The sequence below is a fragment of the Shinella lacus genome (assembly GCF_010994755.1).
Taxonomy (GTDB): Bacteria; Pseudomonadota; Alphaproteobacteria; order Rhizobiales; family Rhizobiaceae; genus Shinella; species Shinella lacus.
In genome coordinates this window covers 645,508-670,563 of sequence record NZ_WHSB02000002.1, presented here as the reverse complement: position 1 = coordinate 670,563, position 25,056 = coordinate 645,508, and the positions used below count along the sequence as shown (strand labels likewise).

35 protein-coding genes and 2 tRNA genes are annotated in these 25,056 nt (G+C 58.5%); 23 read left to right on the top strand and 14 right to left on the bottom strand.

The window, feature by feature from the left end:
• Positions 1-167 precede the first annotated feature (167 nt).
• From GB927_RS07800 to GB927_RS07780, 5 genes are all read left to right on the top strand, one after another.
• Complete coding sequence (locus GB927_RS07800; protein WP_256116101.1) at positions 168-377, top strand: hypothetical protein; 210 nt, start codon at positions 168-170, stop codon at positions 375-377.
• Positions 378-452: 75 nt separating this feature from the next.
• Positions 453-644 (top strand): hypothetical protein, encoded by a 192-nt coding sequence (locus tag GB927_RS07795; RefSeq protein ID WP_256116100.1) that lies wholly within the window; start codon positions 453-455, stop codon positions 642-644.
• A gap of 297 nt (positions 645-941) precedes the next feature.
• A complete protein-coding gene (locus GB927_RS07790) occupies positions 942-2,093 on the top strand; it encodes a tyrosine-type recombinase/integrase (protein WP_256116099.1) in 1,152 nt (383 codons plus the stop codon).
• A gap of 149 nt (positions 2,094-2,242) precedes the next feature.
• Complete coding sequence (locus GB927_RS34375; RefSeq protein ID WP_369431627.1) at positions 2,243-2,560, top strand: helix-turn-helix transcriptional regulator; 318 nt, start codon at positions 2,243-2,245, stop codon at positions 2,558-2,560.
• Between the two features lie 255 nt (positions 2,561-2,815).
• Positions 2,816-4,402: an AAA family ATPase gene (locus tag GB927_RS07780; RefSeq protein WP_256116098.1), complete on the top strand. Its 1,587-nt coding sequence runs from the start codon at positions 2,816-2,818 to the stop codon at positions 4,400-4,402.
• A gap of 154 nt (positions 4,403-4,556) precedes the next feature.
• On the opposite strand, the gene GB927_RS07775 is transcribed toward GB927_RS07780, so the two are convergent.
• The gene (locus GB927_RS07775) at positions 4,557-5,321 is read right to left on the bottom strand and encodes a hypothetical protein (RefSeq protein WP_256116097.1); all 765 of its coding nucleotides are present in this window, start codon (positions 5,319-5,321) and stop codon (positions 4,557-4,559) included.
• A gap of 89 nt (positions 5,322-5,410) precedes the next feature.
• On the opposite strand from GB927_RS07775, the gene GB927_RS07770 reads away from it, so the two are divergent.
• Positions 5,411-6,415 (top strand): DUF4062 domain-containing protein, encoded by a 1,005-nt coding sequence (locus GB927_RS07770; RefSeq protein WP_256116096.1) that lies wholly within the window; start codon positions 5,411-5,413, stop codon positions 6,413-6,415.
• A 32-nt stretch (positions 6,416-6,447) separates the two neighbouring features.
• Here the strand turns inward: GB927_RS07770 and GB927_RS07765 are convergent, their stop codons facing one another.
• Positions 6,448-6,690 carry a DUF2934 domain-containing protein gene (locus GB927_RS07765; protein WP_256116095.1) on the bottom strand — a complete coding sequence of 81 codons (243 nt, stop codon included), beginning with the start codon at positions 6,688-6,690 and terminating at the stop codon, positions 6,448-6,450.
• A 122-nt stretch (positions 6,691-6,812) separates the two neighbouring features.
• Here GB927_RS07765 and GB927_RS07760 point away from each other — a divergent pair, with 122 nt between their 5' ends.
• The 7 genes from GB927_RS07760 to GB927_RS07730 all read left to right on the top strand — a co-directional run bounded on the left by GB927_RS07760 (position 6,813) and on the right by GB927_RS07730 (position 14,577).
• Positions 6,813-7,646 carry a hypothetical protein gene (locus GB927_RS07760; protein WP_256116093.1) on the top strand — a complete coding sequence of 278 codons (834 nt, stop codon included), beginning with the start codon at positions 6,813-6,815 and terminating at the stop codon, positions 7,644-7,646.
• A 990-nt stretch (positions 7,647-8,636) separates the two neighbouring features.
• Complete coding sequence (locus tag GB927_RS07755) at positions 8,637-8,990, top strand: hypothetical protein (RefSeq protein ID WP_256116092.1); 354 nt, start codon at positions 8,637-8,639, stop codon at positions 8,988-8,990.
• 11 nt (positions 8,991-9,001) lie between these two features.
• The gene (locus GB927_RS07750; RefSeq protein ID WP_256116091.1) at positions 9,002-9,937 is read left to right on the top strand and encodes a hypothetical protein; all 936 of its coding nucleotides are present in this window, start codon (positions 9,002-9,004) and stop codon (positions 9,935-9,937) included.
• The gene (locus tag GB927_RS07745; RefSeq protein ID WP_256116090.1) at positions 9,927-10,661 is read left to right on the top strand and encodes a head maturation protease, ClpP-related; all 735 of its coding nucleotides are present in this window, start codon (positions 9,927-9,929) and stop codon (positions 10,659-10,661) included. Before GB927_RS07750 ends, GB927_RS07745 begins: the two co-directional genes overlap by 11 nt.
• 694 nt (positions 10,662-11,355) lie before the next feature.
• Positions 11,356-12,024, top strand: coding sequence for a hypothetical protein (locus GB927_RS07740; RefSeq protein ID WP_256116089.1), 669 nt, complete (start codon positions 11,356-11,358; stop codon positions 12,022-12,024).
• Positions 12,025-12,132: 108 nt separating this feature from the next.
• Positions 12,133-12,414 carry a hypothetical protein gene (locus GB927_RS07735; RefSeq protein WP_256116088.1) on the top strand — a complete coding sequence of 94 codons (282 nt, stop codon included), beginning with the start codon at positions 12,133-12,135 and terminating at the stop codon, positions 12,412-12,414.
• Positions 12,415-12,426: 12 nt separating this feature from the next.
• Positions 12,427-14,577, top strand: coding sequence for a phage tail tape measure protein (locus GB927_RS07730; protein WP_256116087.1), 2,151 nt, complete (start codon positions 12,427-12,429; stop codon positions 14,575-14,577).
• Between the two features lie 4 nt (positions 14,578-14,581).
• On the opposite strand, the gene GB927_RS07725 is transcribed toward GB927_RS07730, so the two are convergent.
• Complete coding sequence (locus tag GB927_RS07725) at positions 14,582-14,707, bottom strand: hypothetical protein (RefSeq protein ID WP_256116086.1); 126 nt, start codon at positions 14,705-14,707, stop codon at positions 14,582-14,584.
• A 330-nt stretch (positions 14,708-15,037) separates the two neighbouring features.
• On the bottom strand, positions 15,038-15,187 hold the full coding sequence (locus tag GB927_RS07720; RefSeq protein WP_256116085.1) for a hypothetical protein: 150 nt from the start codon (positions 15,185-15,187) through the stop codon (positions 15,038-15,040).
• 374 nt (positions 15,188-15,561) lie between these two features.
• Between GB927_RS07720 and GB927_RS07715 the strand changes: the two genes are divergently transcribed.
• Together GB927_RS07715 and GB927_RS07710 are read left to right on the top strand one after the other, a co-directional pair.
• Complete coding sequence (locus GB927_RS07715) at positions 15,562-15,795, top strand: hypothetical protein (protein WP_256116083.1); 234 nt, start codon at positions 15,562-15,564, stop codon at positions 15,793-15,795.
• Positions 15,792-16,181, top strand: a complete 390-nt coding sequence (locus GB927_RS07710; protein ID WP_256116081.1) for a hypothetical protein — start codon at positions 15,792-15,794, stop codon at positions 16,179-16,181. Before GB927_RS07715 ends, GB927_RS07710 begins: the two co-directional genes overlap by 4 nt.
• A gap of 408 nt (positions 16,182-16,589) precedes the next feature.
• Here GB927_RS07710 and GB927_RS07705 read toward each other — a convergent pair whose 3' ends face one another.
• Entirely contained in the window at positions 16,590-16,826 is a 237-nt protein-coding gene (locus GB927_RS07705) for a hypothetical protein (protein ID WP_256116080.1), read from the bottom strand.
• A gap of 833 nt (positions 16,827-17,659) precedes the next feature.
• Here GB927_RS07705 and GB927_RS07700 point away from each other — a divergent pair.
• Positions 17,660-17,788 (top strand): hypothetical protein, encoded by a 129-nt coding sequence (locus GB927_RS07700; RefSeq protein WP_256116079.1) that lies wholly within the window; start codon positions 17,660-17,662, stop codon positions 17,786-17,788.
• A 189-nt stretch (positions 17,789-17,977) separates the two neighbouring features.
• On the opposite strand, the gene GB927_RS07695 is transcribed toward GB927_RS07700, so the two are convergent.
• A complete protein-coding gene (locus GB927_RS07695) occupies positions 17,978-18,349 on the bottom strand; it encodes a hypothetical protein (RefSeq protein ID WP_256116077.1) in 372 nt (123 codons plus the stop codon).
• A 274-nt stretch (positions 18,350-18,623) separates the two neighbouring features.
• On the opposite strand from GB927_RS07695, the gene GB927_RS07690 reads away from it, so the two are divergent.
• Positions 18,624-18,833 (top strand): hypothetical protein, encoded by a 210-nt coding sequence (locus GB927_RS07690; RefSeq protein ID WP_256116076.1) that lies wholly within the window; start codon positions 18,624-18,626, stop codon positions 18,831-18,833.
• Positions 18,834-18,876: 43 nt separating this feature from the next.
• Here GB927_RS07690 and GB927_RS07685 read toward each other — a convergent pair whose 3' ends face one another.
• The 3 genes from GB927_RS07685 to GB927_RS07675 all read right to left on the bottom strand — a co-directional run bounded on the left by GB927_RS07685 (position 18,877) and on the right by GB927_RS07675 (position 20,607).
• Positions 18,877-19,179, bottom strand: coding sequence for a DUF982 domain-containing protein (locus tag GB927_RS07685; protein WP_256116075.1), 303 nt, complete (start codon positions 19,177-19,179; stop codon positions 18,877-18,879).
• 147 nt (positions 19,180-19,326) lie between these two features.
• Positions 19,327-19,821, bottom strand: coding sequence for a ferritin-like domain-containing protein (locus tag GB927_RS07680; protein WP_256116202.1), 495 nt, complete (start codon positions 19,819-19,821; stop codon positions 19,327-19,329).
• Positions 19,822-20,247: 426 nt separating this feature from the next.
• A complete protein-coding gene (locus GB927_RS07675) occupies positions 20,248-20,607 on the bottom strand; it encodes a hypothetical protein (RefSeq protein ID WP_256116074.1) in 360 nt (119 codons plus the stop codon).
• A 216-nt stretch (positions 20,608-20,823) separates the two neighbouring features.
• Here GB927_RS07675 and GB927_RS07670 point away from each other — a divergent pair, with 216 nt between their 5' ends.
• Together GB927_RS07670 and GB927_RS07665 are read left to right on the top strand one after the other, a co-directional pair.
• Positions 20,824-21,078, top strand: coding sequence for a transcriptional regulator (locus GB927_RS07670; protein ID WP_256116073.1), 255 nt, complete (start codon positions 20,824-20,826; stop codon positions 21,076-21,078).
• A gap of 343 nt (positions 21,079-21,421) precedes the next feature.
• Entirely contained in the window at positions 21,422-21,625 is a 204-nt protein-coding gene (locus GB927_RS07665) for a CsbD family protein (RefSeq protein ID WP_256116072.1), read from the top strand.
• A 63-nt stretch (positions 21,626-21,688) separates the two neighbouring features.
• Here the strand turns inward: GB927_RS07665 and GB927_RS07660 are convergent, their stop codons facing one another.
• Positions 21,689-21,874, bottom strand: coding sequence for a hypothetical protein (locus tag GB927_RS07660; protein WP_256116071.1), 186 nt, complete (start codon positions 21,872-21,874; stop codon positions 21,689-21,691).
• Between the two features lie 116 nt (positions 21,875-21,990).
• Here GB927_RS07660 and GB927_RS07655 point away from each other — a divergent pair, with 116 nt between their 5' ends.
• A complete protein-coding gene (locus tag GB927_RS07655) occupies positions 21,991-22,182 on the top strand; it encodes a DUF2934 domain-containing protein (protein ID WP_256116070.1) in 192 nt (63 codons plus the stop codon).
• A 111-nt stretch (positions 22,183-22,293) separates the two neighbouring features.
• Here the strand turns inward: GB927_RS07655 and GB927_RS07650 are convergent.
• Positions 22,294-22,368: transfer RNA gene (locus GB927_RS07650), tRNA-Asn, on the bottom strand.
• Positions 22,369-22,531: 163 nt separating this feature from the next.
• On the opposite strand from GB927_RS07650, the gene GB927_RS07645 reads away from it, so the two are divergent.
• Positions 22,532-22,816 carry a hypothetical protein gene (locus tag GB927_RS07645; protein WP_256116068.1) on the top strand — a complete coding sequence of 95 codons (285 nt, stop codon included), beginning with the start codon at positions 22,532-22,534 and terminating at the stop codon, positions 22,814-22,816.
• 79 nt (positions 22,817-22,895) lie between these two features.
• Positions 22,896-23,372, top strand: coding sequence for a DUF2938 domain-containing protein (locus tag GB927_RS07640; protein ID WP_256116067.1), 477 nt, complete (start codon positions 22,896-22,898; stop codon positions 23,370-23,372).
• A 52-nt stretch (positions 23,373-23,424) separates the two neighbouring features.
• On the opposite strand, the gene GB927_RS07635 is transcribed toward GB927_RS07640, so the two are convergent.
• Both GB927_RS07635 and GB927_RS07630 read right to left on the bottom strand, forming a co-directional pair.
• Positions 23,425-23,763: an RcnB family protein gene (locus GB927_RS07635; protein ID WP_256116066.1), complete on the bottom strand. Its 339-nt coding sequence runs from the start codon at positions 23,761-23,763 to the stop codon at positions 23,425-23,427.
• 277 nt (positions 23,764-24,040) lie between these two features.
• Positions 24,041-24,114, bottom strand: a tRNA-Cys gene (locus GB927_RS07630).
• Between the two features lie 186 nt (positions 24,115-24,300).
• Here GB927_RS07630 and GB927_RS07625 point away from each other — a divergent pair.
• Positions 24,301-24,564: a hypothetical protein gene (locus GB927_RS07625; protein WP_256116065.1), complete on the top strand. Its 264-nt coding sequence runs from the start codon at positions 24,301-24,303 to the stop codon at positions 24,562-24,564.
• 50 nt (positions 24,565-24,614) lie between these two features.
• Here GB927_RS07625 and exbD read toward each other — a convergent pair whose 3' ends face one another.
• Positions 24,615-25,052 carry a TonB system transport protein ExbD gene (exbD, locus tag GB927_RS07620; RefSeq protein ID WP_256116064.1) on the bottom strand — a complete coding sequence of 146 codons (438 nt, stop codon included), beginning with the start codon at positions 25,050-25,052 and terminating at the stop codon, positions 24,615-24,617.
• Positions 25,053-25,056: the final 4 nt, after the last annotated feature.

Sequence of the window (25,056 nt, the reverse complement as noted above, 5' to 3'; positions counted from 1 at the left end):
AAGACGTGAATCGTGACAGGTCGGATCACAAAGATGCGCAAGGTCGCCCGGAAAAGCGCGAGGCTTTAACGAGCTGTTAGGAAACATGGTTAATTTTGCGTCTATCCGGCAATCGGCGGGAACGGAAACCGCGCCCGTTCGTTTGAAGGAAAATTGGAGGTATCAGGATGCTTTTCAGACTTTTTCCGGCGAGCCCGGTCGATCATGACGACGATATCGCGACCGGCACCTATGCCGACGGGGTAATCGGAACGCCGCTCGGCGACGCCGCTATGCGGCCGCGCGACCGCAGCCAGACCTTCCACCGCGCCACCCCCGATCGCGACTACAGCCTCGCCCGCAGTGCCGGCCAGGCGGGTGCCGGAATGGTGGCCTGAAAATCAAAGCGCCGGGAACAATAAGCCGCCCGGCGCATTCCTCCTCTGCCCGAATGCCGAAGCGAGGAGCCCGCCATGACGCACCACATCGACAATCGCCAGTTCAGCCCCCGCCAGACCCGCAATGTGCTCGATGTAATCGAACATTGCCGCAAGAACGGATTGGACAAGGCGGAGGAACGCAAGCTTCTCCTGCTCTTCGGCCGCTTCGCCAGCCGCCACGAACTCCAGATGAACATCAAGCGCCAGCCGACGAACGTGCGATAGCGAAAGCAGCACGTGATCATTGACGGGGAGCCAATCCTGCGGAAGGATGGCTCCTTAACTGCGTCTATGCCGGAAAAGCAGAAGGGCCGCGCTTTTCAGCACAGCCCCTCAAAATCTGGCTCCCCGGGCCGGAAATTGGATAGCGACCCTTTCAACTTTACCGTCTACCCGCAACCCGCTGAATTACCAATATTCAGCGTCCTCCTTGCCCATTGTGACCATACCGTCTACAACTAGCAACACCCCCAAAAGCGGGGAAAGTTGCGGGGAAGGAAAATGGGGAGCCATACTCGAAATGTGCTGACGGTGAAGGCGATCGCCGCAAGCAAGGCGGCGAAGCTACGCGATGGTGGCGGACTGTGGCTCGTCGCCAAGGGCGCTTCGCGTTATTGGATCCTCGATTTCACCTTCCGCGGCAAGCGGCGGCAGATGGGCCTTGGTGTTTATCCCGATACGTCCTTGGCCAAGGCACGGGATAGAGCGGCCGAGGCTCGGCAGCTCGTTCGCGATGGCGTAGACCCTATCGAACAGCGAAAGGCCGAGAATGCCCCTCCGCGCGACGTAATGACCTTTGGGAATTACGCCGACTTTTACATCGATGAAGCTGTACGGGTGGGGCGTTGGCGTGGTGCCAAGACTGAAGCACGCTGGCGCAACATGATCGAAAATCATGCCGCCAGTCTCCGCGACAAACCGATTGCAGACGTTGCCATCGACCATGTGCTTGCCGCAATCCGACCATTGTGGGGTTCGAAGCAGGAAACCGCTGAGAAGTTGCGCGAAGCGATAGAGCGAGTTCTCGATTCCGCGAAGGTGGAGGGGCATCGCAGCGGTGAGAACCCGGCCGCCTGGAGGGGCAACCTCGAGCACGTTCTGCACAAACCTGATGCGCTCACTAGCAAAGGGCACCACGCCTCTATGCCCCATGAGGAAGTGCCGGGCTTTATGAAGAAGTTGACCAATGTGGCAGGCGTTGGGGCGAGGGCACTCGAGTTTGCCATTCTGACTGCTGTTAGAAGCGGTGAGGTGAGAGGCGCACTTTGGTCTGAGATCGACCTGCAGAAGAAGATCTGGTCGATTCCAGCGGCACGGACCAAACCCGGAAAGCCTCACCGAGTGCCGCTCTCGGATAAAGCTGTAGCGTTGCTGAAGACGATGGCGGCGCAATCCGTCAACGAGCTCGTCTTCCCAAGCGTCCGAGACAAGAAACCTCTGTCAGATATGACTCTCGGTAAGGCGCTGAAGTCGGCGGGAGGAGAGGGGGCAACCGTCCATGGCTTCCGATCATCTTTTCGTGATTGGGCAACCGAGGTCGCGCATACACCCCGCGAGATCGCAGAGGCAGCACTGGCTCATGCCGTTGGCGACGCGGTGGAGAGATCCTATGCGCGATCCGATGCCCTTGAGCGGAGGAGGGCGCTAATGCAGCAATGGGCGGACTATATTTAGCTGACCATCTTGACTAAATTGTCAAATTCAACTATACGTTGACGATGGGCGCGTCTTGGTGCGCGCTCAGTGCGGGGTGGTTCCCGCCGAGGTAGGCTGGCGACGTAAGCCCTACCGCGTCAGATCAGGTCCTAACGGGCCGCGCCACAATGGCGTGTCGCAACTCAACCCGGCCAGTCGGTCGGTACCAGATCCTTCTCTATTCACGCTATTGGACCGACTCGGGAACGATGTTCCGTGTTCGGCAGAGGAGCACCATGACGCCTGCAAACGACAATGTGCCTATGCTTATCAGCTTGAACGACGCATGCCGTCTGACGAGCATGTCCCGCAGCATGCTTAATCGCTACCGATTCGAAGGCCGCTTTCCTATTGCGGTCGATCTTGGTGACAGGCGCGTGGCGTTCGTCCGGTCAGAAGTGACAGACTGGATCCAAGCAAAGATTTCGGCGAGGGCTGCAGCATGACCCTCATAGCCGCCTAACCAAGGACCATCATGAAGATCCTATCTATCAGACCCGCGCCTCCAGGCGGCGGGAACACCCTCGCGCGCTTTGACGCTGAAATCGCACCTGGAATTCGCGCATACGGTCTGCGTCTAGTGCAGTCGAAAACCGGCCTTCGCGTTTTCGGTCCATCAATCTCCGGCGGTTCAGCCGTGACCTTTGCACCCGAAATTGCCAACGAACTCGCCGCAATCGCCGAGAGGGATGTCGCCCCAGATGACCGCATTGAACCAAAAGCAGCTTGAAACGAATATCGAAGAACTTCGGGGAATGCCTCCCCTACTCAAGAAACCGGACCCTGACAGTCGCGAGGCGCTGGTATTCGGGACGCACGATCGCCTCGTCGACCACGGCCACGCCATCGTCAACGTCGTTCTGGCGCCAGCGCATCCCGACGGCTCGCCAGACTGGGGGCATGCCGACCCGGCAAATCTCGAGTCGCTGCCGGCCGATGAATGGCCGGAAGATGTGCAAGTCGAAAACCGCGTCGGCATTCTCGTAGATCAGATCGACGGATGCTCGCCGGAAACGTCGATGCTTATTTTTTTCAGCGATGTTGGCCAGCCCCACGTAGAGCAAATTGCCGGACCAGATGCCGATGCCGCCATCGCCGCCGGCATCATCGCGCGCGATATAGGCGCTCGTCCTCCTGAGACTGCCGCCACGCGGTTGCAGGAGTCCATGGCGAAGCTTGCCGGAGAGCTCTTCCCGCCCGTCCCGGCGAATGACAACGTGCCGCCTAGCGCGAAGAACCTTTTCACGGTCATCAGCCCGGCTAATTTTGCGAATGCGTCAGTTCCGTCGCGCAAGTGGTATATTGATGAACTTATTCCGGCTCGAAATGTCACGCTGCTCTCCGGTGATGGCGGCACAGGAAAATCACTGGTCGCTTTGCAGATTGCTGCCGCTGGTTGCATGGGCACTGAGACGCTAGGCCTTTCGCCGGCATACGGCCGCACGCTGGTACTCGCCGCGGAAGATGAGTGGGACGAACTGCACAGACGGCTGGATGACATTTGTGTGGCACAGGGGACGACCCTAGCCGCCCTCGGCGGTATGCGCGTCATACCCGCCGCCGGCCAGGATGCCGAACTTGTCAGAGCGGACGCCAAAGGCCGGATACAAATTACGGATAAGATGCAGGCGCTTGTCGATGAGATCGTCGATTTCCAGCCTTCTCTGGTGGTGCTGGACACCTCTGCAGACCTCTTCGGCGGTAACGAGATCGACCGCAATCAGGTGCGGTTCTTCATATCGACGTTGCGCGGTCTCGCAATGGAGCTCGATTGCACTTTCCTCCTACTGTCGCACCCGTCTGTAGCTGGCATGCAGACAGGAACGGGCATCTCTGGCTCTACCGCGTGGAACAACTCCGTGCGCAGTCGGCTCTACCTTACGGCTGACAAGGATGATGACGATGCCCGCGTGATGAAGGGAATGAAGGCCAACTATGGGCGCAAGGGCGGCGAGATCCGCATGCGTTGGCAGGGCGGCATATTCGTCCTTGACGACGGGCGGCCCGCTGCGGGATCCGCATTGCTAGCAGCGCGTGCCGAGCGGGTATTCGTTGAAACCCTCGCGAAGCTGTTCCAGCAAGGCCAGAGGCTCAGCCCGTCACCGTCCGCGACATATGCGGTGAAGGTGATTGCGGCTCATCCCGATGCCAAGGGACTGTCCAAGAAGGAGTTGGTCGCGGCTCAGCAACGATTGCTTGACGGCGGGAGCATACGGATTGTCGAAGAAGGCTCTCCGTCACGCCGGACGAAGCACCTTGTCGTGGTCGACGATCAGCCTTCAGACTAAGGGTACAGACTGCCTTCAGACCCCTTCAGACCCCTTCAGACTGGGGGTGCTCACACACCCCCTTATACCCCCTGAGAGTGCGAAGGGGTTCGCACCCGCCCTTGGTGGCGGTTGCACCCCTCCACACTCGAGATAGAGGACATGCTAGGGGGCATCACTCGCTAAGCGCGACGATGACCTCGGCCAAGAGTAGGTCCAGCGAGTTGGAGGAGTCGACTTGCGTGATCGTCGGCAGGACTTCTTTTCTTCTGATTTGGGAATGGAGGTGTAGGTCAGCAATGCTTCTTGCCGTTGTGTCGAGGTTTTTGAGCTCACGTTTCAGTGTCGCGCCACCATGGTTATTGGCAACCTCGGAAAAGGTCGACTTTCCGAATATGGGCGGAACGTGATCCACGATTGCGCGAGTGAGCATCGCCATTGAAAGATAACTCTGGGTCGCAAATGCCAAGTTCAGCTCTTCACATAGGCGGATCAGCTTTGCCAAATCGAAATTCGGCGAAGTAATATTTCGCAGTTCATCAATGCGGGAAGGGTCAACGATCGCGCGTGAGGTTACGTTAAGCTTCACTTCGCGGCGCCCGACTTCAATGCTCTCGGCATTTACCGCTTCTGGGATGGTAAGATCGCGCATCCGAACCTTAAATGGCAAATCGGCGAGCCATTGAAGGTGACGGTCGACATGCCCCTCGGCCATCACCCTTGCCAGGCTAGTAGGGTTTGAGAGTGGGAGACCTATCTCGATAATTGGAAGTGCGGCCCATTCGGCCGATAGCCCGGTATTAGGGAAATTATCGCTGACCCAACTGGCAACGCGGGCTTTCCAGCCTGACGCTGCCATGCTGACCTCTAGAGGCGCAGCAAATTTGACCTGTGATTTGAGGGCCGCGCCCAGATGGGCCAGTTCATCTAAGCCTCTCATTTAAAATCCTTCTGTTCAGAAGAGGGCTCACCTCTCGACAACGTTTCCACCGCCATGATCTAAAGGTCAACTTCAGCGGGGAGCCGGCGATGGTCGCAAAGAAATACCAGGTTTTCGTCTCATCGACATTCCGCGATCTCGTCGATGAGCGGCAGGAAACGATTAGAAACATTCTCGACCTGAACCATATCCCCGCAGGAATGGAGCTATTTCCAGCCGCTGATGTCGAGCAACTCACCTACATCAAGAAAGTTATCGATGAATGTGACTATTACCTGCTTATCATCGGTGGGCGGTATGGCTCTCTTGATGCGGAGGGCATCAGCTTTACGGAAAGGGAATATGACTACGCGGTAGATACTGGCAAATTTGTTATCGCCTTCGTCCACGGGGAGCCTGGAGCAATATCGGTAAGGAACAGCGATATCGAGCCAAGGCTAGCGGCGGCGCTTGACGCATTTCGGGACAAAGTCATGTTGGGGCGCTTGGTGAAAACTTGGACAAATCGCCAGGATTTGCAGCTTGCGGTTCTCAAATCGCTTATGCATGCATTCAGTGCGTATCCGCAGACCGGGTGGATACGCGGCGATGTGGCTGCCAATCAAGACACATTGGAACAAGCTAATAAAGCCCTGCAGGAAAATGCGGAGTTACGAAATCAGGTCGCCATTTTGCAAAAAAACCAGCAACCGATGTTCGATAACATCGCTGGGTTGGATGATACCGTAGAGATCCGTTTTCGTACCCGGCACCGGAATCAATACAGCAGTAGTTATTATACTTACACGGACCGTGAAATATCACTCACGTGGAGACAAATTTTTCTTCCCCTTTCCGCGGAGTTGACGGTTGGAAAAACTGACTATGTGATTTCGAGTGCGGTTAAGACAGCGATGAAAGAGGCAAATTGCGACTACACTCCGTACGATATAAATGAAATGGACTTAGCGAAAGTCAAAGTACAGTTCGTTGCTTTGGGGCTGATCGCCGCTCGCGTTAGCCAAACGACCAAAGGCGGACATGCTGAATTTCTTTCCCTTACGACGCAAGGCCAGCAAATCTATATGGAAGGCCTCGTTGCGAGAAAGGATTAGGCTCGGCCCATATCGACTGCATAGCGACTCGACTACCTGCTCGCAGCAGCCTTCCTCTTTGCACCGCCAACTTTCACCACCGTTTCCGGATGTTCGCGCTCAACGCCTCGACGAGCAGCAGCATCGGGGGTGTCCGCATCGATCACAGGCTCGACTTGCGCGGCCTCTGCCTCTGCCTGAAGCCAATACTCTGCGCCGTCGCCTGGCGGTTTGCCGGCGGCTTGCCACAGTTCGTACGCGCGATTTCGGATTCGTTTTTTCGGATCAGTTTCCATGTGGGTTCTCCTTCGGCCGAGAAACTTCACGGAAGGTAGAATGTTCCCCGTACCTGGAAAAGGGCGCGCCCCTTACCACAACCGGCGATTAATGTCTAGCCCATATTGACAAAATTGTCAAAATGAATTACAGTACGAAAATCGGCGTTGAGCGCGCCGATTCCACCACATTTCCCTTTCTCAAAAACGAGGTGACGGCCTTGATCATCGAGACACCGGTGTTCGACCGGCGCGACGCGCTGCCCGCAATTCTCAACAAAGGCGAATGGGCGCCTGCCCGAACGCGAATCAAGACACGCGGCGTGGCTATCCGAATTGCGGGCGATCCTAGACCCTCATTCGTGTGGGACGACGCGGACGAAGCCGAGCGAGAACTCTGGCGGCGCAACGCTGCGGCTACATATGCTTCGCAGTGGTATGATGGCCAGGCTGCTAACGACAATGAAGACTGGCCGCTTCAGAAACTCCTCCGGACTGAAAAGAACGACCATTGCCTCGTGCTCGCCGAACGCTATCGCGCTGTACACGATATCGCGGAACGCCCTACCGCGCTTGTCGGTCGCGAACCGGTGGACCTCTATGTCGTGCAGAACATCGACAAGGACGGAAAGAAGAAGGGACCAAAGGTCATCACAGGCAAGAAGGCCATGGTCGACACGCAACCTTCCCGCAATCGTGCCGCACCCGTGCCGAAGGAATGGACCGGAGACGCCGCTTTGATTGCCACGATCGATGCGAGGCGCGAACTCGCCTTCCTCCGCGGCCGACTTGCGTACGTTCCCGCCATCCTTGATGCATTCGAGTGGTCCGTGGTCGACGGCCTGACCCTAGAAGAGATTGGAAAGAAACTCGGCGCTGGCAGCAAGGGGGCAAAGGGCGAGGCCCGCGCACGCATTTTCGACGGATTCGGCATCATCGATAGGTATTGGGGTAAACAGCGGCGGCGCGCTGCTTGATCAACTGGGTCGACGTTTTCTATTGGCGAGCTTGAGAAAGCTCGGCTTGGCGCGCCCGCTCCAATATTGCGTGCAAATCGGATCGGCTGCCGTCTTGGGCAGGGTAGGACGATGCTGACCGACGTCGCCCGACTTCCTGTTGGGCTAGCGAAACAAACTTCTTGAGGCAGTCGATTGCAACTACACGCATAAGCCGTCTCTCTTCAGTTTCTGAGGCGGACCAAGCAAGTGAAATCCGATGGCAGATTAGTAACTGATCAAGAATGATCGGTCGGATCCCGCGGTAGGCTACTTCTTTCTGCATTTTGTACCTAGAGCGAGTATTGTTTTTAAAGAAAAGCCGCCCCTGTTCGACCAATATGGAAGTTCGAAAGCCCAATTCAGTCAACCTCGCGGCCCGCTGTTCATCCCATCCTGGTGACGTTATCGTTATCGTCAGCACAAGTGATTGCAATGCGTCGATACCGTCATTTGCCCAAGCGTGTACCTCCTCCCGCCGAAGCTCTGACTTTCGCCATTCAATGTAACCCGTAACCAAGGCTAAAAGGCTTAGGATCGTGGCCGCTATCGTCGCGATCGACTCCCAGTCTCCAAGATTCATGCTAACCCCCTAATAATCGCCGCCAAAGAACTACACAACTAAAGGTTATTCGCCAAGGGGTACCCCATTCCCCCGCGCCAAATGGGTAGGGAGAGGAGAGGGTCGCAGCGATGCGGCCCTTTCGCATTTTCGGGGTGGCCGTCACCGCCCTGAATAAGTGGGTGGCCGCGCGCGGTCGCTCACTTCCTATTCCCCAATCGCCGCCGGTTTCCTTTGCCCGGCGCGATCTCCCCGCCGGAGCGTGTCTTCCGCGACGCGGGGCCAGTTTCGTAATTCGCGGAGTCTACCAACGCTCGCCGCGAACTCCTGGCCACTCCCTTCTGGGAGTGGTCTTTTTTTTACCACCCAAAACCGTGACGCCCATCGCCCGTCACTGAAAGGAGGCCGAAGTGACCTTCGCCAACAGCGACCTTGCAGGCCTTCTTGGCCTGTCGGAAGCAGCCATCCGGCAATGGCTCTGCCGCGCCCCAGCATTCCACATCGGGGCCGTTCGCGGCAAAGCCCGGCTCTACAATCGCGTGGAGGCGCTCACCATCGCCATCGCCGCCGAACTCTTCCGCCACCACCTGGGCCGGCCGCATGAGGTCCTGCCCGTCGCACGGCAGATAGCAGCATCCGGCGACGATTCCATCTGGGTCCATCGGCCTACCGGCGGTCCGATTACCACCACCGCAGAGAAACCCGCCAGCACCGCCGTGCATCTTCCGCTCGCGGAACTGCGGCGCCGGCTCGTTCAACATTGAAAGGAAGTCACTTGGGAAAACTGATCAACAAGATACTCGGCAAGTCATCCTCCGCCGACCTATCCGCCGCGATCGAAAAGGCCAAGGCTGAGCTCGAAGCTGCTGAGGCTGCCGTAACGGCCGCTGAAGAGCAATACGACGCCAACCTCCTGACTGCCGACAAGAAGTCCTTGCGCGGTTTTCTGGACGCGAAGACAGAAGCAGGCATCGATGTGGACCAGGCGCGTGCCCGCGTCCACCGTCTTGAGCGGGACCACGAAGCGGCACTTGAGGCCGAGGCTACCGACCAGCGTCAGCGGAAGTACGATGAAGCCAAGGCTGCTAGTGAGGCAGCCGAGAAGCGGTTGCGCCGGGAGTACCCGAAGGCTGCACTCCAGATCCGCGACCTTCTCGCCGAGGTCGCTGCCGCATCGATCGCCGTGCAGGCTGCGAATGAGGATCGCCCCGAAGGAAAACCCCCGCTGCTCGGCCCCGAACACAGCCGTTCGCAGCACCAACTTTACCGAGAAGTGCTCGGCGAAGACGCGGTCTGGATGTGGTGCGAGATCGATGGCGCGCGGCCCGTTCGCGACGAACTCCAACGCCACGTTCGCGCGCATGACAAGCATCGACGTGGCATGATGACCGATCGCTCTGATACCGTCGAAAACCCACTGACATACGGCGTGGTCCAGACCGAGCACGGGTTCCTTGAGGTTGTGCGCAAGCCCTTCCGCCGCTCGAAAATCCTCCCCGACCAGAGCGGGTACAACATCGCCCCGCTGGGATGCGAGATTATGCTGCCCGCGCTCGACGCCGGCGCCACGCCGTTCTGGACGCCCTCGTACGACCAACGCGATGCCGCAGCGCAGGCTGTCTCCGAACTGAAGCCCGCGCCGAAGCGCGCCGAGCGCAGCCCGGAATTTGAATACAGCCTTGCCCCAAAGGAGACCGCCCTTGCGTCTTGATCTGTTTGGCGTCGTCGGGGAGGACTTCACCCCGACGACCGTCCGCGCCGCGCTGCCGTACAGCGGTGATATCACCGTCACCATAAACAGCGGTGGCGGCATCGCCGTCGATGGCAGCGCGATCTACAACATCCTCGCCGCTCACCGCGGCAAGGTGCATGTCGAAATCATTGGCATTGCCGCTTCGGCCGCCAGCCTGATAGCCATGGCGGGCGACACCATCACTATGCTCGACGGATCGATCCTTATGATTCATGAGCCGATGAATATCACGATCGGCGACTCGGCTGCGCATCAGAAGACGGTGGAGCAGTTGGAAGCGCATGCCGTTGCGTACGCCAGGGTGTATGGCAAGCGCGCAGGGATCACCGAGACAGCGGCGCGCACGATCATGAAGGCGGAGACGTGGTACACACCCGACGAAGCGGTAGCGGCACGGTTCGCCACTGCCGTAGCCGACCGCCGTGCAGCGCCTTTCGCTTATGTCGATGAGAAGTATGAAGCACGGATGCAGGCCGTGCATGCGCGTGCCGCGGCCTCGCCTCGCGGCTTAAAGAAGGTAGCCGAGGCCAAGGAGTCGTGGGCGCGAGTTGTCGCGGCCATGAATAAGTCAATGGGCTTCGCGCCTGCCGTGAAGCCGGAGGAGGCGAAGCCGAAGGTTGAGCTGACCGGGTGGGCGAAAATCGTCGCCGAGCAAAACGCGTTCGCCCGGCGCCACCGGTAGCCCCCCAGGACAGGGACCGTTCTCATTTCGTTCCTCCGGGCGGTGACGCAGCCGCGAGGATTCGAAAATTATCTAGCTCGAAAAGGGGGTAACAACTTGTTACCTGCTCAAAACCCACCGCCTGCGTTCTGCAAACAGAGCGCCTACGCGCGGTATCGCGGCGTCAGCCGCAAGACCGTTACCGTCTGGAAAGCTAAAGGATTACTTGTGCTTAACGAGAATGGGGTTGTCGATGTGGCGGCAACCGACAAGCTTCACTTGGGTCATTTCGGGACCTTGAAGCTGGCCAGAGACCGGTAACAGTCGCGGACAGTCAGGTGTCCGCATTTGTTACCGCTGCGGACACCGCGGACACTCTTGCGTAATCCGTCATTCGGCCGCTGGGAACCATTTATCCTGTCCAAATCGGGAAATGCTGCCGACCCGGAACTCGGCCCTCTAGCTGCCAAGCAAGAGGACGGGCGGCACCCCGATCATAACAATCCCGGCGAGAATGAGTGCTGCGGCAGCCACCATTGTGCTGTCGCTATCTTTCAGTCGTTTCACACGATCGAGCATTGCAGACCTCACGTTGTCAGAAAATCTGACGCTCAAATTCGGACAGCGATTGTTTGTTCCACTCGCCGCAACGTAGCGGCACTTCATCCCATTATGGCCCGCCCTCGCGCGGGCCTTTTTATGCCAGGAGACCTAAATGCCCCGTATTCGACACATCGGCGGAATCGGCTCGATCCTCACCGCCGGCAAAAGCGGAGCGACCGGCGACGCGCCGGATTTCGTCGATGCGCAGACAGCGACTGCATCCAGCACTACGGCGCTGACCGTAAATAAGCCGGGTGTTTCTGTGGGTGATATCTTGATTGCGCGTATCGTTTCGTCTGGCGTCAGTTCGCATATCCCGCCAGACGCCAAATGGGGGCGGATCGGCGGTTACATCGAGACGTCCAGACCGTCTACTGAGTTGTTCCTGAAGATCGTTGACGGGACAGAAGATTCAACGTTCGTCTTCTCCCCAACGGTCAGTAATACTCGCAGCATCATCCTTGCCGCCTATCGACCAAAGAAGGCGCTTGATCTTCAACTCGACCAGCTTCCGCTGCCGGTCTATTCGGCAGCATCTACAGCCTTCTCTACAGTTAGCCTGACGCCCAAGCGCAAGTCGCGAATGCTGGTCTTTGTTGGTTACAACAATGCGTCGCCGAATGCGACTGCGCCATCCGGGACGACCCAAAGGGCAATGGCCAGCGCCAGCACTTCAAAGCAATACCTGTTCGACGTGCTGGCGCCCAAAGGGACAGCGATTTCAAAAGCTGGAACGCTGTCGTCTGCGAATCAGCACATTACCGAGGCGCTACTGTTTTGAGGCCGGTGCCACAAGTGCCCTGAAAGACACATGTACCAGTCGCCAGTGGGCGGCACCTAATCCCCACCATCGCCCGGCCTTCGAGCCGGGCTTCTTCATGGAGACGAAATGACTAGCATCAAACTCACCGTGCCCGTCGCGAACGGCCCGGAAATCATCCGCTCGATCTCGCTCCGCAAGATCAAAATGAGCGATTTCCCGGTCCTAATGCGAGGAGCAACCCTCTTCGCTACTGGGGACCTCAATAACCTGGGCGAAAATGTCCTCGAGATCCTTGAACGGCTCTCCGGCCTTCCGCGCCGCATCATTGATGAGATCGACGCTGACGACATTGAGGCGGTCCTCGGCGGCGTGACCGAGCACATCAAAGCTTACAACGACAAGAAGTAAGGAGCCTCGAGCATGGCCTCACTCAGTAGCGTCCTCAAACTTACTCTTCTGGATGGCGTGACGGGTCCGGCGCGCCGCATCCAGGGGGTGTTGTCCGGCTTGCAACGTCAGCAGACGGCCATGCTCTCGCCCCTCCGCGGTATAACCGGTTCAGTCCTGGCATTCGGGGCCGGTTATGTCGGGCTGCGCGAAGGCATCGGTGCGACCGTCGGCGCGGCAATTAAGTTCGAGTCGGCCTTCGCGGACGTGAAAAAGGTCGTCGACGGTTCGGATGAGCAGCTTGCCGGGATCGCGCGCTCCATCAAGCTCATGTCGCGCGAACTGCCGATGGCGAGCACGGAAATTGCCGCGCTGTACGCGGCAGCGGCGGAAAGCGGCGTCGCGACCAATGACCTGCAGGCGTTCTCTAAGATGGCCGGTCAGGTTGCCATCGCCTTCGACATGTCGGCGGGTGAGGCTGGCGAAAGCCTCGCGAAGCTAAAGACGCAATTCGGGTTGACGGTTGCCGAAACCGGCGACTTGGCCGACTCGATTAATCATCTCTCAAATGGCATGGCATCCAAGGCCAGCGAAATCACCGAGTACCTTTTGCGCGTTGGCTCCCTAGCCGAAATGGGCGGCTTCGCGAAAGAAGAGGTGGCGGCGCTCGGCTCGGCCATGATTGCCGCAGGGGCAGACGCCTCCACGGCCGGCACAGCGATGCAAAATGTTGTGAAGGCGATGACGCGGGGCGGCTCCGCGAAGAAGTCGCAGAAGGACGCGGCCCGCGCCCTTGGTCTGGACCTTCCGCAAATTGCCAAGGATATGCAAAAGGACGCACCTGGTGCCCTGAAGACGGTTCTCAAGGCGATCGCCAAAGCTCCGAAGGATCGCCACATCTCGCTGCTATCCGATTTTTTCGGCGATGAGGCGAAGGCGTTTTTGCCTCTTGTTGGCAATATCGGGTTGCTCGACCAAGCGCTCTTCGCGGTGGCGGACCGCAGCAAATATACGGGCTCCGCATTTAAGGAGTTTGTCGCCCGCGCCGGCACCACCGGCAACGCCCTCCAGATCCTGCGGAACAAAATAGACTTCGTTTTCGAGGACATTGGCGAGGGCTGGCTCCCGACAATCAAGGAAGGCACCACCGCCATTGGTGAAGTGCTCGATACGCTTGGGGATCGGGCCTCGATCTTCGATGAGACGGGTGCTGGCGTGTCCGGCTTTATGCAGGGGCTCGGCTATAAGGGCGGCGTCAAGGAAGGAATTAAAGGCTTAGGCGACCTCCTGTTCGGTGAGGTGGATCCAGACGGAGCTGCCGATCGAATTGGCGGAATCTTCGCGAAGTTCGAGGGATACGGGAAGGCAATCCGTGAATTCAATGAAGATTTGAAGAACAACCCAATCGCTCAATTTTTGGGCGACATAGCCGGCAAGGGTCTGAAACTCACCCTCGCGGCTGGGGGCATCGCGCTTGTTGCCGGTGCAATCACTACCCTTGCCACCGCTCTCGCCAAGATCACCGGCGTCACGACCGCGATCGGCATCATGAGGGCCGTGGGCAAGATCAGCGGAATCCTAAAAGACGTTCCGATTCCAAACGTGCCGGGAGATGGCAAAAACAAGCCGGCGCCCGACAACAAACCCGGTAGTTGGGGCATAGGTTGGAAGGGCTTGCTCGCCGCTTTCCAGATGGTCGATCACGTCGCCGGCATACCCTCTACCAAAGAGGGTGTGGAAGAGCTCTATGCGAAGAACCGCAAGGATGCTGGTCGCCTTAACAGGTGGCTAGATGAGCGGATCACCACGCCTTCGAAGTGGTTCCAGGATACCTTCGTTCCCCTCCAGCCGTCCGCAGACGATGACGGTGGTCGTGCGGCAAGCATGGACTCATATCTCGCGGGTCCGCAACAGACCGGTGGAATGCCCAAGACGGTAGACCAGTTGATGGGCGGGTTGAACAGCAAGCCGATGTCGCTTGATGCCGGCACTATCGTTCAACTGCTACAGCCGTCTCGCGGCGTGCAGGAGGTGCGTGACGTCAATCGTCAGCAGCCGGTAGTCAACGTCCACGCGCCGGTCTCGATCAGCAATATATCGTCGCCTCAGGAGGCGGTAGACGCTGCCGCGTCTCACTTGGGTCAACGTGTGAAGGCCGCGGTGGAGTCGGCGTATTCCGACTAAGTCATCAGCCGGCGAAATTGAACAGCGCGGCGGCAACCGCCAGCAGCGGCATTAGGAAAAATGTCGCAGCAACGGCCCGCCGCGCGGTTTTCATGCGCCGGGTTCTCTGCCCTGTCCAATCATAATCCATGACCCACCTCCGATCGGCACGTAGAAAACAGCGTCGCGTGAGGGAGGTCAAGTGTCCAAAGGAGGTAGCCGCCGGGTCGCAGACAACGCCCCTGAAGGCACACCCGCCACGCCTGCGGAATGGGCTAAAACCAGGCGCTATGGGCGCACGGACGAGAACTAGGCGGGGCAACGGCTCGGCAACACCCTCAATGCGCTGAAAACCCGGCAACGCGGCACGGCAGCAACCCGTTGCCGAGGTTGCCGGGCTATGCCTGGAGCAAGGCCGGGCCTCACGACCCGCAAGTGGTCGTTTTTAGCCTGGAAAGGGACCCGACCCAGGGGGGGGCAATCACGCAAGCTGGGACTGGTTGGGCATGTCTTCAGGTTCCTCATCGAGAGCACTGCGTCGCTCTTCGATCCGGTCGCTCAGCTCTCTTGCCTCGTCGGCTAGCTGGCGCAGGCGGGCCACTATCTCGTCCAGTGTCAGGCGTGTACTCATCTCCAAGGCCCCTCGCTTCTCTGCGAGAAACTCACCGGAGGCGATATAGTTCCCTCCAGCCGCCCATCGTAGCTACCAATCGCAATCCGGATCCACCATGAACACAGGGACGGCTGCCCGGTCTCCAGTCGCTGCGACAAATAAGTCGACGCAGCGACGGCGCTCTTCCTCGATTGCCTCGCAGATCATTTTAACGGGGTCCTTTTGGCCCGCGGCCAAGTGACGGGCGGCAATCGACCAGGCGGTTCGTTCCGTTCCGGAATTGAAAACACTGGCTCGTTCCTCCACGGTGCACCCTCCCGACCGATGAACAATCAGCGCGCACCATCTCCATCTTCGCTTGCGCGAACGTTACCAATGAATACGGAATTTCAATGATAAAGATCACCAACATGAATCCGTCCGGTGGACGGATTGCCGCGACATTCACAGCTACGGTCGGCGACCTGGTATTGCCGGGGTGCGCGCTGATCAGGCGTGGCGACGGCTATGTGCTGTCGGTGCCCCGGATCGGTACGCCAGGCGATACCAGACCGGCGCCGTTGACGGCACTCAAGGAGGCGGAACTGCTGCGCGTTGCGGTGGCGCATTATGGGGAGATGACATGATCAGAATCGGAAACATGCGCAAAGGTTCTCGCGGCGCCAAGACGATCTTCGACGTCGAAATCGACGGGTGGACCATCCGGGGCTGTGCTGTCGTGCAGCGGCCGGATGGCAAGCTCGCGGTTCGTCCGCCCCTGCTGCGAGATGGCCGCCAAGCCGTGCAGTTGCCGGCCGAATTGTGGCCCGCTTTCGTCCAGGATGGCCTCGCGGCATATCGGCGGATCAGCCGTGAGGAGGGTTGGGTCGAGGTCTGCGCCGGCGAGCAAGAGGCGTTGGCGAGGGACGCGGAGATAAATGTCCCGAAATGGCATGACGCGTCACCCAGATCACCTTGTGCGCCTCGTCCGAAAGACGTAGTGCACCGCGGCAATTCCTTAATCGCTCTCTAATCGTTTAGTGGACGTTCACTTTACATTAGACTTGAGTAATATTCATTCCGGATTTCGCCGTACCGGGAGTATAATTCCCGTATGGAAAGCTTGTCGCGCTATCACCTAGCTCAAGACGAAAACGGCACTTGGCATGTTGTGGATGCCAGGACGAAAGGCCCGGTCGAAATACAGGTGGACGGGGAGCTTTGTCTTCTATGGGAAATGGCAAGGGTTGACGCCGAGTCCTGGTCAATCCTTCTTAATCAGTTCGCACGCCGTCGCCACTAGCGGTGTGGTCAGGTTTGCGTTTGAAAGTCGACCGGTCGCCCTATGGCGGTACGCTCAGGAGGAGGATGGGGTCCGCATTTTTAGCCACATTCACCATACCGCGGTCTGCGGCAATTGTTCCACGGAAAGTCACTTCGCCTACGTATCGGCTTCGCGATCCAATAGAATCTTCATGGTGCGAATCATTTCGGCGGCGTCGAGGAGAAGTGCTCTGACGTCCTGGTCTGACAGGGCGCCGACCAGCCCCGTGGCCGATGCCAAACTGATTGCTGTACTCGCCGTGGGCTGGTCGCGATGGGTAGAAAGCTGCTCTCGCGCCTCCACAATAGTAACGTAAGCGCGTCCGAGCAAACGGCGCGCTTCGTCTTCGGTCATTTTCGCTGACCCATTAGCGGCTTTCACCAGCTCGGCTACAAACACCGCCATTCCCGTGTTGGGTGTTCCGATCATGGGGACCTAATGCAAGGTCGCTATATGGACCACGGGATGGTCGCCGTTTAGAACGTCCATGACCATGTCTGCTTCATCAAGCGAGAGGCCTGACATCAGCCGACCGTCGCAAACGACTGATCTACCCGTATTGCGATCGAAAACCTCCCAATCACCTTGTGTATCTCTTCGCAGCCCAAACGGCTTTTTAGGTAAATTGAGCTCTCGCATTAGACGCCTCCTCATTTACCGGATCATTTCATTTTACGCCGACCGACGTGCCTCGCAAGCCTCCAGGCTCAGTCGTTGCATGGTTTCGAAGTCTGCAAGTGCTCGAACCGATAACGGAAACCCTCGATCTCGGAGTCGGCGTACCGCCCAGTCGTCTTGAGTACGATCATCGCAACTGCGATGAATTCAACTTCAGAAAGCCCGTTCGTACTGTCCAATGGGATGATCGCAATTAGCTCCCGGTCCCCGTCTATCCTGTACACTTTCACTGTTATATCGGCCATGCGCAGCCTCGATGATACGCAGGTCCAAACCATACACATGCTGCTCTTAAAATTGATTTACACCTCATCAAACAACTTTGAGAAGTGCGGCCTGGGCATAAACCAATCGCCCATCGAGGATGCAAGCGGTTCTATTCGCGACGCTGCGAAGCCTTTTACGGCTTCCATCCCGCCGGATGACCCCAACCCAACCCCTGGCTCTCCAGCCACCGGGTGACTTCCCCAAGGGTTCGCCGCCTGCGAGACTTGCGGAGCAACTCCATCATGCGCGAAGATACGATTTCCGCCGTCGCCGGCGATGGCCAGACGCCCAGCAGCGCCCTTACCTCTCGGGCGGTCGTCACCGACATTACATCCGGAACGTCCTCGTCGCCGGGCTTCGCGCAGTTTTGATAGTAGAGGATATTTACGTATCCAACGGAGATTCCCAGATCTCGGGAAATGTCATTGAATGTCCAACCCTGGTCGCGAAGGGCGACGATCCGCTTGTCTCGCTCTACTGCCATGTCAGGTTTGTTCACGCTCAGGGTTCCGTTTTCAACCATTGAAGCCGAAGAATGCCTTCCCGACAAGTTTCTGAGCCTAGTGAGATTTTTTCGGGCTGACTATGTTGTTTAGCAAGCTGGACAGCATTGCCGCCATCCGGCGACGATCAAGGGCAACCCTGAACGGCGGTAAGCCCTTGCCCTTAAATGCCAGGTGAAGGCGGGATGCCTCATCGAGCTTTCCAGAGACCTGGGGATCCAATAAGAATACCGCAGGCTGCTGATCGAGTGCGTCAAGCCCAGCGGCTTCAGGATCTTCAAGGCAGGAATACATCGAGATCAACGCGTCGCGCGCTCCATCTCCCACCAAGTTTACCGACAGCAGTTCACCACTCGGGCTTGCGATTTCCAGGCGGAGACCGCCCTCGATAGAAACCACGTTCAGGATGTTGCCGATGCTCTCAGTCATTTAGCCAGCGTATAGGAACACCGCTGCCGGCGCTAAGCAAAAAAAAGGCGCCACTGGGAGGTCGGCGCCCGTAGTTTGGGGGGAAGCACTCAGTTGGCGACTGGTGCAAGTGTCAAACCACGAATAGACGGAAAGGTTCCGGTAGCATGCTCGGGGCCTGCACGACTTGTCAATGTCATATTCGGGGAGCATACTTCCCTCATCGGTGGCAGTTGTATAGGGCGTCACCGGCAGGGAGGTCACCCCTTTCGCCCCGACACAGGAGGAGGGCCCGGTGGATCTTCCAGATAAACTGTCTCGTAAAGGCATTTTCCAGCCTGACGAAGTCAAAGTAATCGCTGAAGTTGTTGGTCACCTTGCAACTGACCGCCTCGAAGCGCGGGAACGTGAGGATTTGGCTCTTTTTGTGCTCCGAGTCTATCAGGAAAACCCGGTCGATGGCGAAAGCCTGCTTGACCGATGCCAGATTGCGCTGGGTCATTAATTGAAAAGCCGGCCGCCTCGATTGAAGGCGGACGGCAACACGGTTAGGCGCTCATAGCTGGTGGCGCAGACGGCCCGGAGCGGTGCCAGACGGGCGGGAGCCCCTCAACAGGCATCCCGGCCTCCAAGCATGCAGCAACAAACGCCTCGCGCGCCACGTGGGCAGGCGTGCGGAACTGCAGCGCGGCGCGGCACCTTTCGCAAGCGCGCTTATAGCGCTCTCCGTTGCGTAGTGGCCATTCGTTTTCGAGAAAGTCGAGCGCATCGTGGACGCCGTGGAAAGTGCGGGCAGTGCCATTGGAAAAGCGCACATAAAGTGGGGTAGCGAAGTAAATCTCAGCCAGCATCGGAATCCTCCTTTCAAATGCGAATCTGGCGCCTCCGATATGGATTTGGAGTTTTCGCGATTCAAGATTTCATCGTGCGAAAAACAGAAAAACCGCCCGCCTTGATGGGGCGAGCGGCTATTAAAGTCCGGTGCCGGCAAGAAGCGACTACGCAGCCTTCTTGGCGGCCGACGTCTTGTTTATCGACGTGACGGCGAGGTTCGTCAGCTTGTTGTTGGTCGCTTTCTCCTGGTCAAGGATCTCGCTTAGAAGCTTGTGCGCTTCGTCGTGGCCGAGGTCCTTGGCCCATTCGCGGAGCGAACCGTAACGTGCGATCTCATAGTGCTCCACAGCCTGGCAGGCAGCGAGCAGGCCGGCATCGAGCGCGATGCCTTCCGCCTCTTTCATCAGGCCATCGGCTTCTTTGATTAGCCCCTCGATGGCGTCGCACTTCTCACCGGAAGCCTTCTTGCCGATCGACTGGAAGACCTGCTCCAGCTTCTTGATCTGCTCCTTTGTTTCCGCAAGATGCGCCTCGGCCGCTTTTTTGAGCTCGGCGCTCTTCGCAGCCTTTGCCACCTTCGGCAACGCCTTCGTGATAGCGTTTTCAGCGTAATAGACGTCCTGCAGTGTGTGCTCGAAAATGTCGGCAAGCGTTTTCATGGGGGTGCTCCCTTTTCTGTGAATTAGAGCATCAAGAATGAAAAGGCCGCGAATTTGTTCCGGCGATGAGGCGGCCAAGACGTCCGGCAGGCAATCCTGGAAAATGAAACGTAAAAGCCGCCCGCCAGTGAAGGCGGACGGTCTTCATATGCCAGCGCTCGGTGGGCGGCGGCCTCCTGGTAAGAAAAAGGCCGCGCGACAAAGCCCCCTCGGGCGCGCAGCGGCAAGGCCTACCGGGACATGCGGGGCCGGGTCGGCTCAACTGGTGGGTGCCGCCGGCGACGGTTCAAGCGCCGCGGCGACACCCGACACGGACGTACTACGCGACCGTGCCACCGCCTCTCGGCGATAAAGACCCCGCGCTGCCACGAAGGCGCGCTGGGGCAAAGGCCAGCCGCAACATGCGGCGGAGCGGCTGGCAGGAAACTAGTTTGGTCGATCGATACGGGCGTACTCGCCGGCCCGAAGCTGGAGCAAATCGCCGTAGATCGTCTCCACGACACCGAACCCTTCGGCGATCGCTTCGCGAATCCGGTAGGCGCCAAGGTCGTGCAGGACCGCCTGCAGCATCACGGTCTCGAGATTCAGCGCGCCACCCTCGTCGCCCTCGACGAGGTAGGCGAGCACGCGGAGCTTGTCGGCGAGTTCGGAGGACTTGGTGACCGGCATTGCGGCGAGGGCCTCAACCACGGCGCTGTGTGCGTCGTTGATTGAGTTCATTGCCGCGTCTGGCATGGGTTGCAACTCGACCATGCTGGCCTGCAGCTGTTCGGCAAGGGCTGCCATTCTGGGAATTTCGGTGGCAGCCGCTTGCTCGTAAATGAATGGTGGCTGTCTTCTCGGGAGCAGCCTACGCGGTTCGAGTCTTCTGTCTGTGATGGAGTCATGCGTGGTCGTTTGCATTGTGAATGCTCCTTGTGTGCCGGTTTCGTTTTCGCTACCGTGTAGAGATTATCACGACTAAACGCTACGTCAAGGCGTTTTCGCTACAGGATTACGAAAATGTTGCCGGTACAGTGCCGTATGGCGCGCATCGCGTTGAGTTTGGGCGTGAGGGATCTCGCCGCACTTGCTCAAGTCTCTACGAATACGGTCACCCGATTTGAGGCTTTTGACCCAAAGGCTGAAGGTATGGGGCCACCACTTAAGCCCCGCACTGTCGACGCCATCCGCGCCGCCCTCGAGAAGGCTGGAATTGCTTTTCTAGATAACGGCGATGTCTCACCCGGCCCAGGCGTGGCGCTGAGGCAGGAATGACCGCGGCGAAAAGAGAACGCCTAGAGACCGAACTCGCTCGCTTGGTGGTTCGGAACATGGCGGCTGTAATGGAACGAGAGCAGGTCCGTCGCGGGCTCAACAAGGTGGAGTTCGCGAAGCTGTGCGGGATTACCGCCCCCTCATACATTTCGATCCTTGAGGGCCGGGCGAACCCCACAATGTACATGGTGGCGAGGATCTCGTGGAATACCGGGCTTACTCTGCATCACCTTATTCACGGCGATGAACATACGCCCAATCCTCGGTAGCGACTCGACGGTAGGGATCAAAATCGTCCCTCACGCATTCCTTTTCCATCAACGTCCTAATGAAGGAGACCACGATGGACTGGAACCGTGTTGAAGGTAACTGGAAGCAGGTCAAGGGCAAGATCAAGGAACAGTGGGGCAAGCTCACTGACGACGATCTGGACGTCATTGACGGCAAGCGCGATCAGCTCGAAGGCAAGATCCAGGAGCGTTACGGCTACGCGAAGGATCAAGCCACGAAAGACGTCGACGACTGGTACGGCCGCCAGACCTGGTAAGCAGCACTAGATACGCCGCCCGGTATCCCCTGCCGGGCGGCTATCTGTGTTAAAGCTGCCGGTTCACTTCTGCTTTTCGCCCGCGCTCTTGCCGTCTGAGCTTCTGGAGCGCTCCTCGAAGCGATCAGCGCCTTTGGCGATGTCTGAACCCTTCTCGGCTTCAACCTTGCGCTCCTCGGCTCGTGTGGCCTTGTGAAGGCCTCTGGCGCCTTCCTTGCCTTTATCGGTCGGTGCGTTCTCGATTGCCATTGCACGTCCTCCTGTTGGTCAAGCTGCAACGGAAGCAGGTCGACGATGTTCCCGTGTACTAAGGAACAACGCGATCTCCTGCACATTCATCTCATCCAACATTAGGAGATCTCGAAATGCAGGACGAACGCGACAGACGGATCAAGGCGAGGGCTTTCGAACTGTGGCAGCAGGAAGGTTCACTCGATGGCCGGACGCTGGGCCATTGGCTGCAGGCTGAGCGTGAGATCCAGGAAGAAGGGCGGGTCGCGGAGGAGGGCGGAACGATCCCCGAAAAGCCATACCGCAATGGCGAAGCGCGCACGTAAGGTTCGACTCCACATATCAGAGACGCGGATTTCAAAAGCGGGGAAGATTTGTGGGGAAGAAAGCGCCTGCTACCGGAATAGTCAACAGTAACAGGCGCTTATCTTCTAAAGTGGCTCCCCGGGCCGGATTCGAACCGGCGACCTGTCGATTAACAGTCGAATGCTCTACCGCTGAGCTACCAGGGATCATCCGCTCGCTGCGGAGTGAGCGCGTAATACAAATGCTGGATCGATTTGCCAAGCGCTTTTTGACAAAAAAATGCACGAGGCTTGATTGATTGTGGAGAAGTCTCCAACTGGAGGGGAGGCGAGCCCCGGAAAACCGGGCTTTCGAGCGAATGGACGGCGAATGACGACGCGAAAAACAAACATGCATTTCGGGATCGACCCGCGCACGCGGCAGATCGTGATCGGAAGTTTTCGGATGAAACTGCCGGAATCGCGCTGGCTGCGCACCCTGATCGGCGTTCTCCTCATCGTCGGCGGCATTCTCGGCTTCCTGCCGATCCTCGGATTCTGGATGGTGCCGCTCGGCCTTCTCGTGTTGTCGCACGATTCCCATTTCGTCCGCCGCCAGCGCCGTCGCCTGGCCGTCTGGTGGGCGACCCGTAAGGCGCGCCGCAACGCGCGCTGACGTTCCCTCTCTCTTTATTGCATCGACGCTGCGGACCTGCTCTAAACCCCGGCAGGGCTTTTTAGGGTGAGGGAAGCATATGGAATTGCTGTTGAAGGGCGTTGCGATCGGTATCGGCGCGACCGTGCTCATGGATCTCTGGGCGATCGTTTTGTGGAAGGGGTTCCGCCAGTCGCGGCCAAACTGGGCGCCGGTCGGCCGCTGGTTCTGGCACCTGAAGAACGGCACGGTCTTTCATGACGATATCGGCAAGGCGCCGCCCTATGCCAACGAGCTGGCGCTCGGCTGGATCAGCCACTATGCGGTCGGCATTCTCTATGGCGTGATCCTGGCGCTCCTCGTCGGCGAGGCTTGGTTTGCCGCCCCGACCTTCCTGCCGGCCTGGATTCTCGGCATCGTCACCGTCGGCGCCGGCTGGTTCCTGCTGCAGCCGGGTCTCGGTATCGGGGTTGCGGCGTCGAAGCTGCCGAATGCCAATACGGTGCGCATCCTCAATCTCGTCGCGCATACCGTTTTTGCGCTGGGGCTCTACGGCACGGCGCTGCTCATCCGTTGAGGCGTAACAAGAAAGAACCCCACCGCAGATCGTCTGCGGTGGGGTTTTTCGTTCAGCGGGCCGCAGCGACCCCGAGGATGACGCCTGTGGCGATGCTTAGCAGCAGGTAATCGTTGTCGACCTTGACCCATTGCTGGCCGCGGTTGGGCTTGCGCAGGCCGTAGCGATGGTAGTCGCGCACAGCCGGCCGGCGCTTCCAGTCGGAGTAGCGCTCGCCCTGGTGCCAGGCGCGCCGCGTCACGACCTTCTTCCTGGTCACGACTTTCTTCTTATAGGTCTGCGAATAGCCGGGCTTGCGGTCGTGGCCGTATTGCTGGGCGGCCTGTGCCATCGGTACTGCCGCGACCGAGAGGGCGACAGTGGCAAGAAGCGTGCGGATGAAGACTTTCATTGGGTAGTTCCTCGTTGTCGATGAGCAGAGCCTAGGTCCGCGCCGATGAACGAGAAGTGAATGCAAGATTAAACTTCTGTAATGAAAACAGTTGCTTAATTTACCTCTTCCTGTGAGCGCTCCACCGATGAAGAGCTGATTGCTCATAGAGGAACGGCACTGCCGGAAGCATGCGCCAAGCATAATGCGGCGTCGGAAAGCAAGGATCCCAAGAGTGGCCTACCTTAAGCGTAGGTATCCACAACAAAGCGATCTAAGTCCATGATAAATTGGAAGTTGGAGGCCTCGCCGAGAATCGAACTCGGGTGCAAGGATTTGCAGTCCTCTGCGTCACCACTCCGCCACGAGGCCGTCCGTTTTGCTATAAAGCGAGTGGTGCCGGGCGTTTAGAACGAATTTAGAAAGGGCGCAAGGGGCTTCCGGCGGATTGTGAATTTTTTCCCCCCGGCAACTGCATCGTGCGCTCCTGTGATGGAACAAAGGCTCTGCCAACCCCATCTACAGTTTGATGAAATCGACAAGACAGGAGAATGCCCGATGCGCACGATAAAGACCCTGGCGGCGGTGGCGATGACGTTTGCGGTATTGAGCTCCGCCGCCTACGCCATAGAGCCCATTCCGGGCAGCATCATCTATAACGGTCAGCCGCGGAGCAAGCTGACGAAGGCGCCGATCGGCAGCACGTTCGAGCATCTGTTCCGGGACAGTTTCGGCGATCGTTATGTCGAAACCTACCGGATCGCGCCGGACAGGTCGCTGCAACTGCTTTCGCGGCACAAGATCGATATTTTCCAGCGGTAGTAAGCGCTGAGGGCCGAGGGAGGCGGCGCGCCCGAAGGCGCGCCCTGTCCTTATTGAGCCGCGGCCGGCGCCGCGCCTTCGAGGCCGACGAGCGCGATCTTGGCATAGCCGGCGGCGCGCAGCAGGTTCATGACATCCATGACATTGCCGTAGTCGACGGCCTTGTCGGCGCGCAGCAGGATGCGCGTGTCCTTGTTGCCGTCCGTCACTTCGTCGAGTTGCGGGCCGAAGGTGTCGCGTCCGATCTCGCCATTGCCGATCGAGACCGTCAGGTCCTTCTTCAGCGTCATGAAGACCGACTTGTCCTCGCGGGGCGTCGGTTGGGCAATGGAGGATGGCAGGTCGACATTGATATCGACGGTGGCGAGCGGTGCCGCCACCATGAAGATGATGAGCAGCACCAGCATGACGTCGATGAACGGCGTCACGTTGATTTCACTGTTCTCCTCCAGGTCGTCGCCGCCGCCTTCCTTGATCTTGCTCGCCATGACG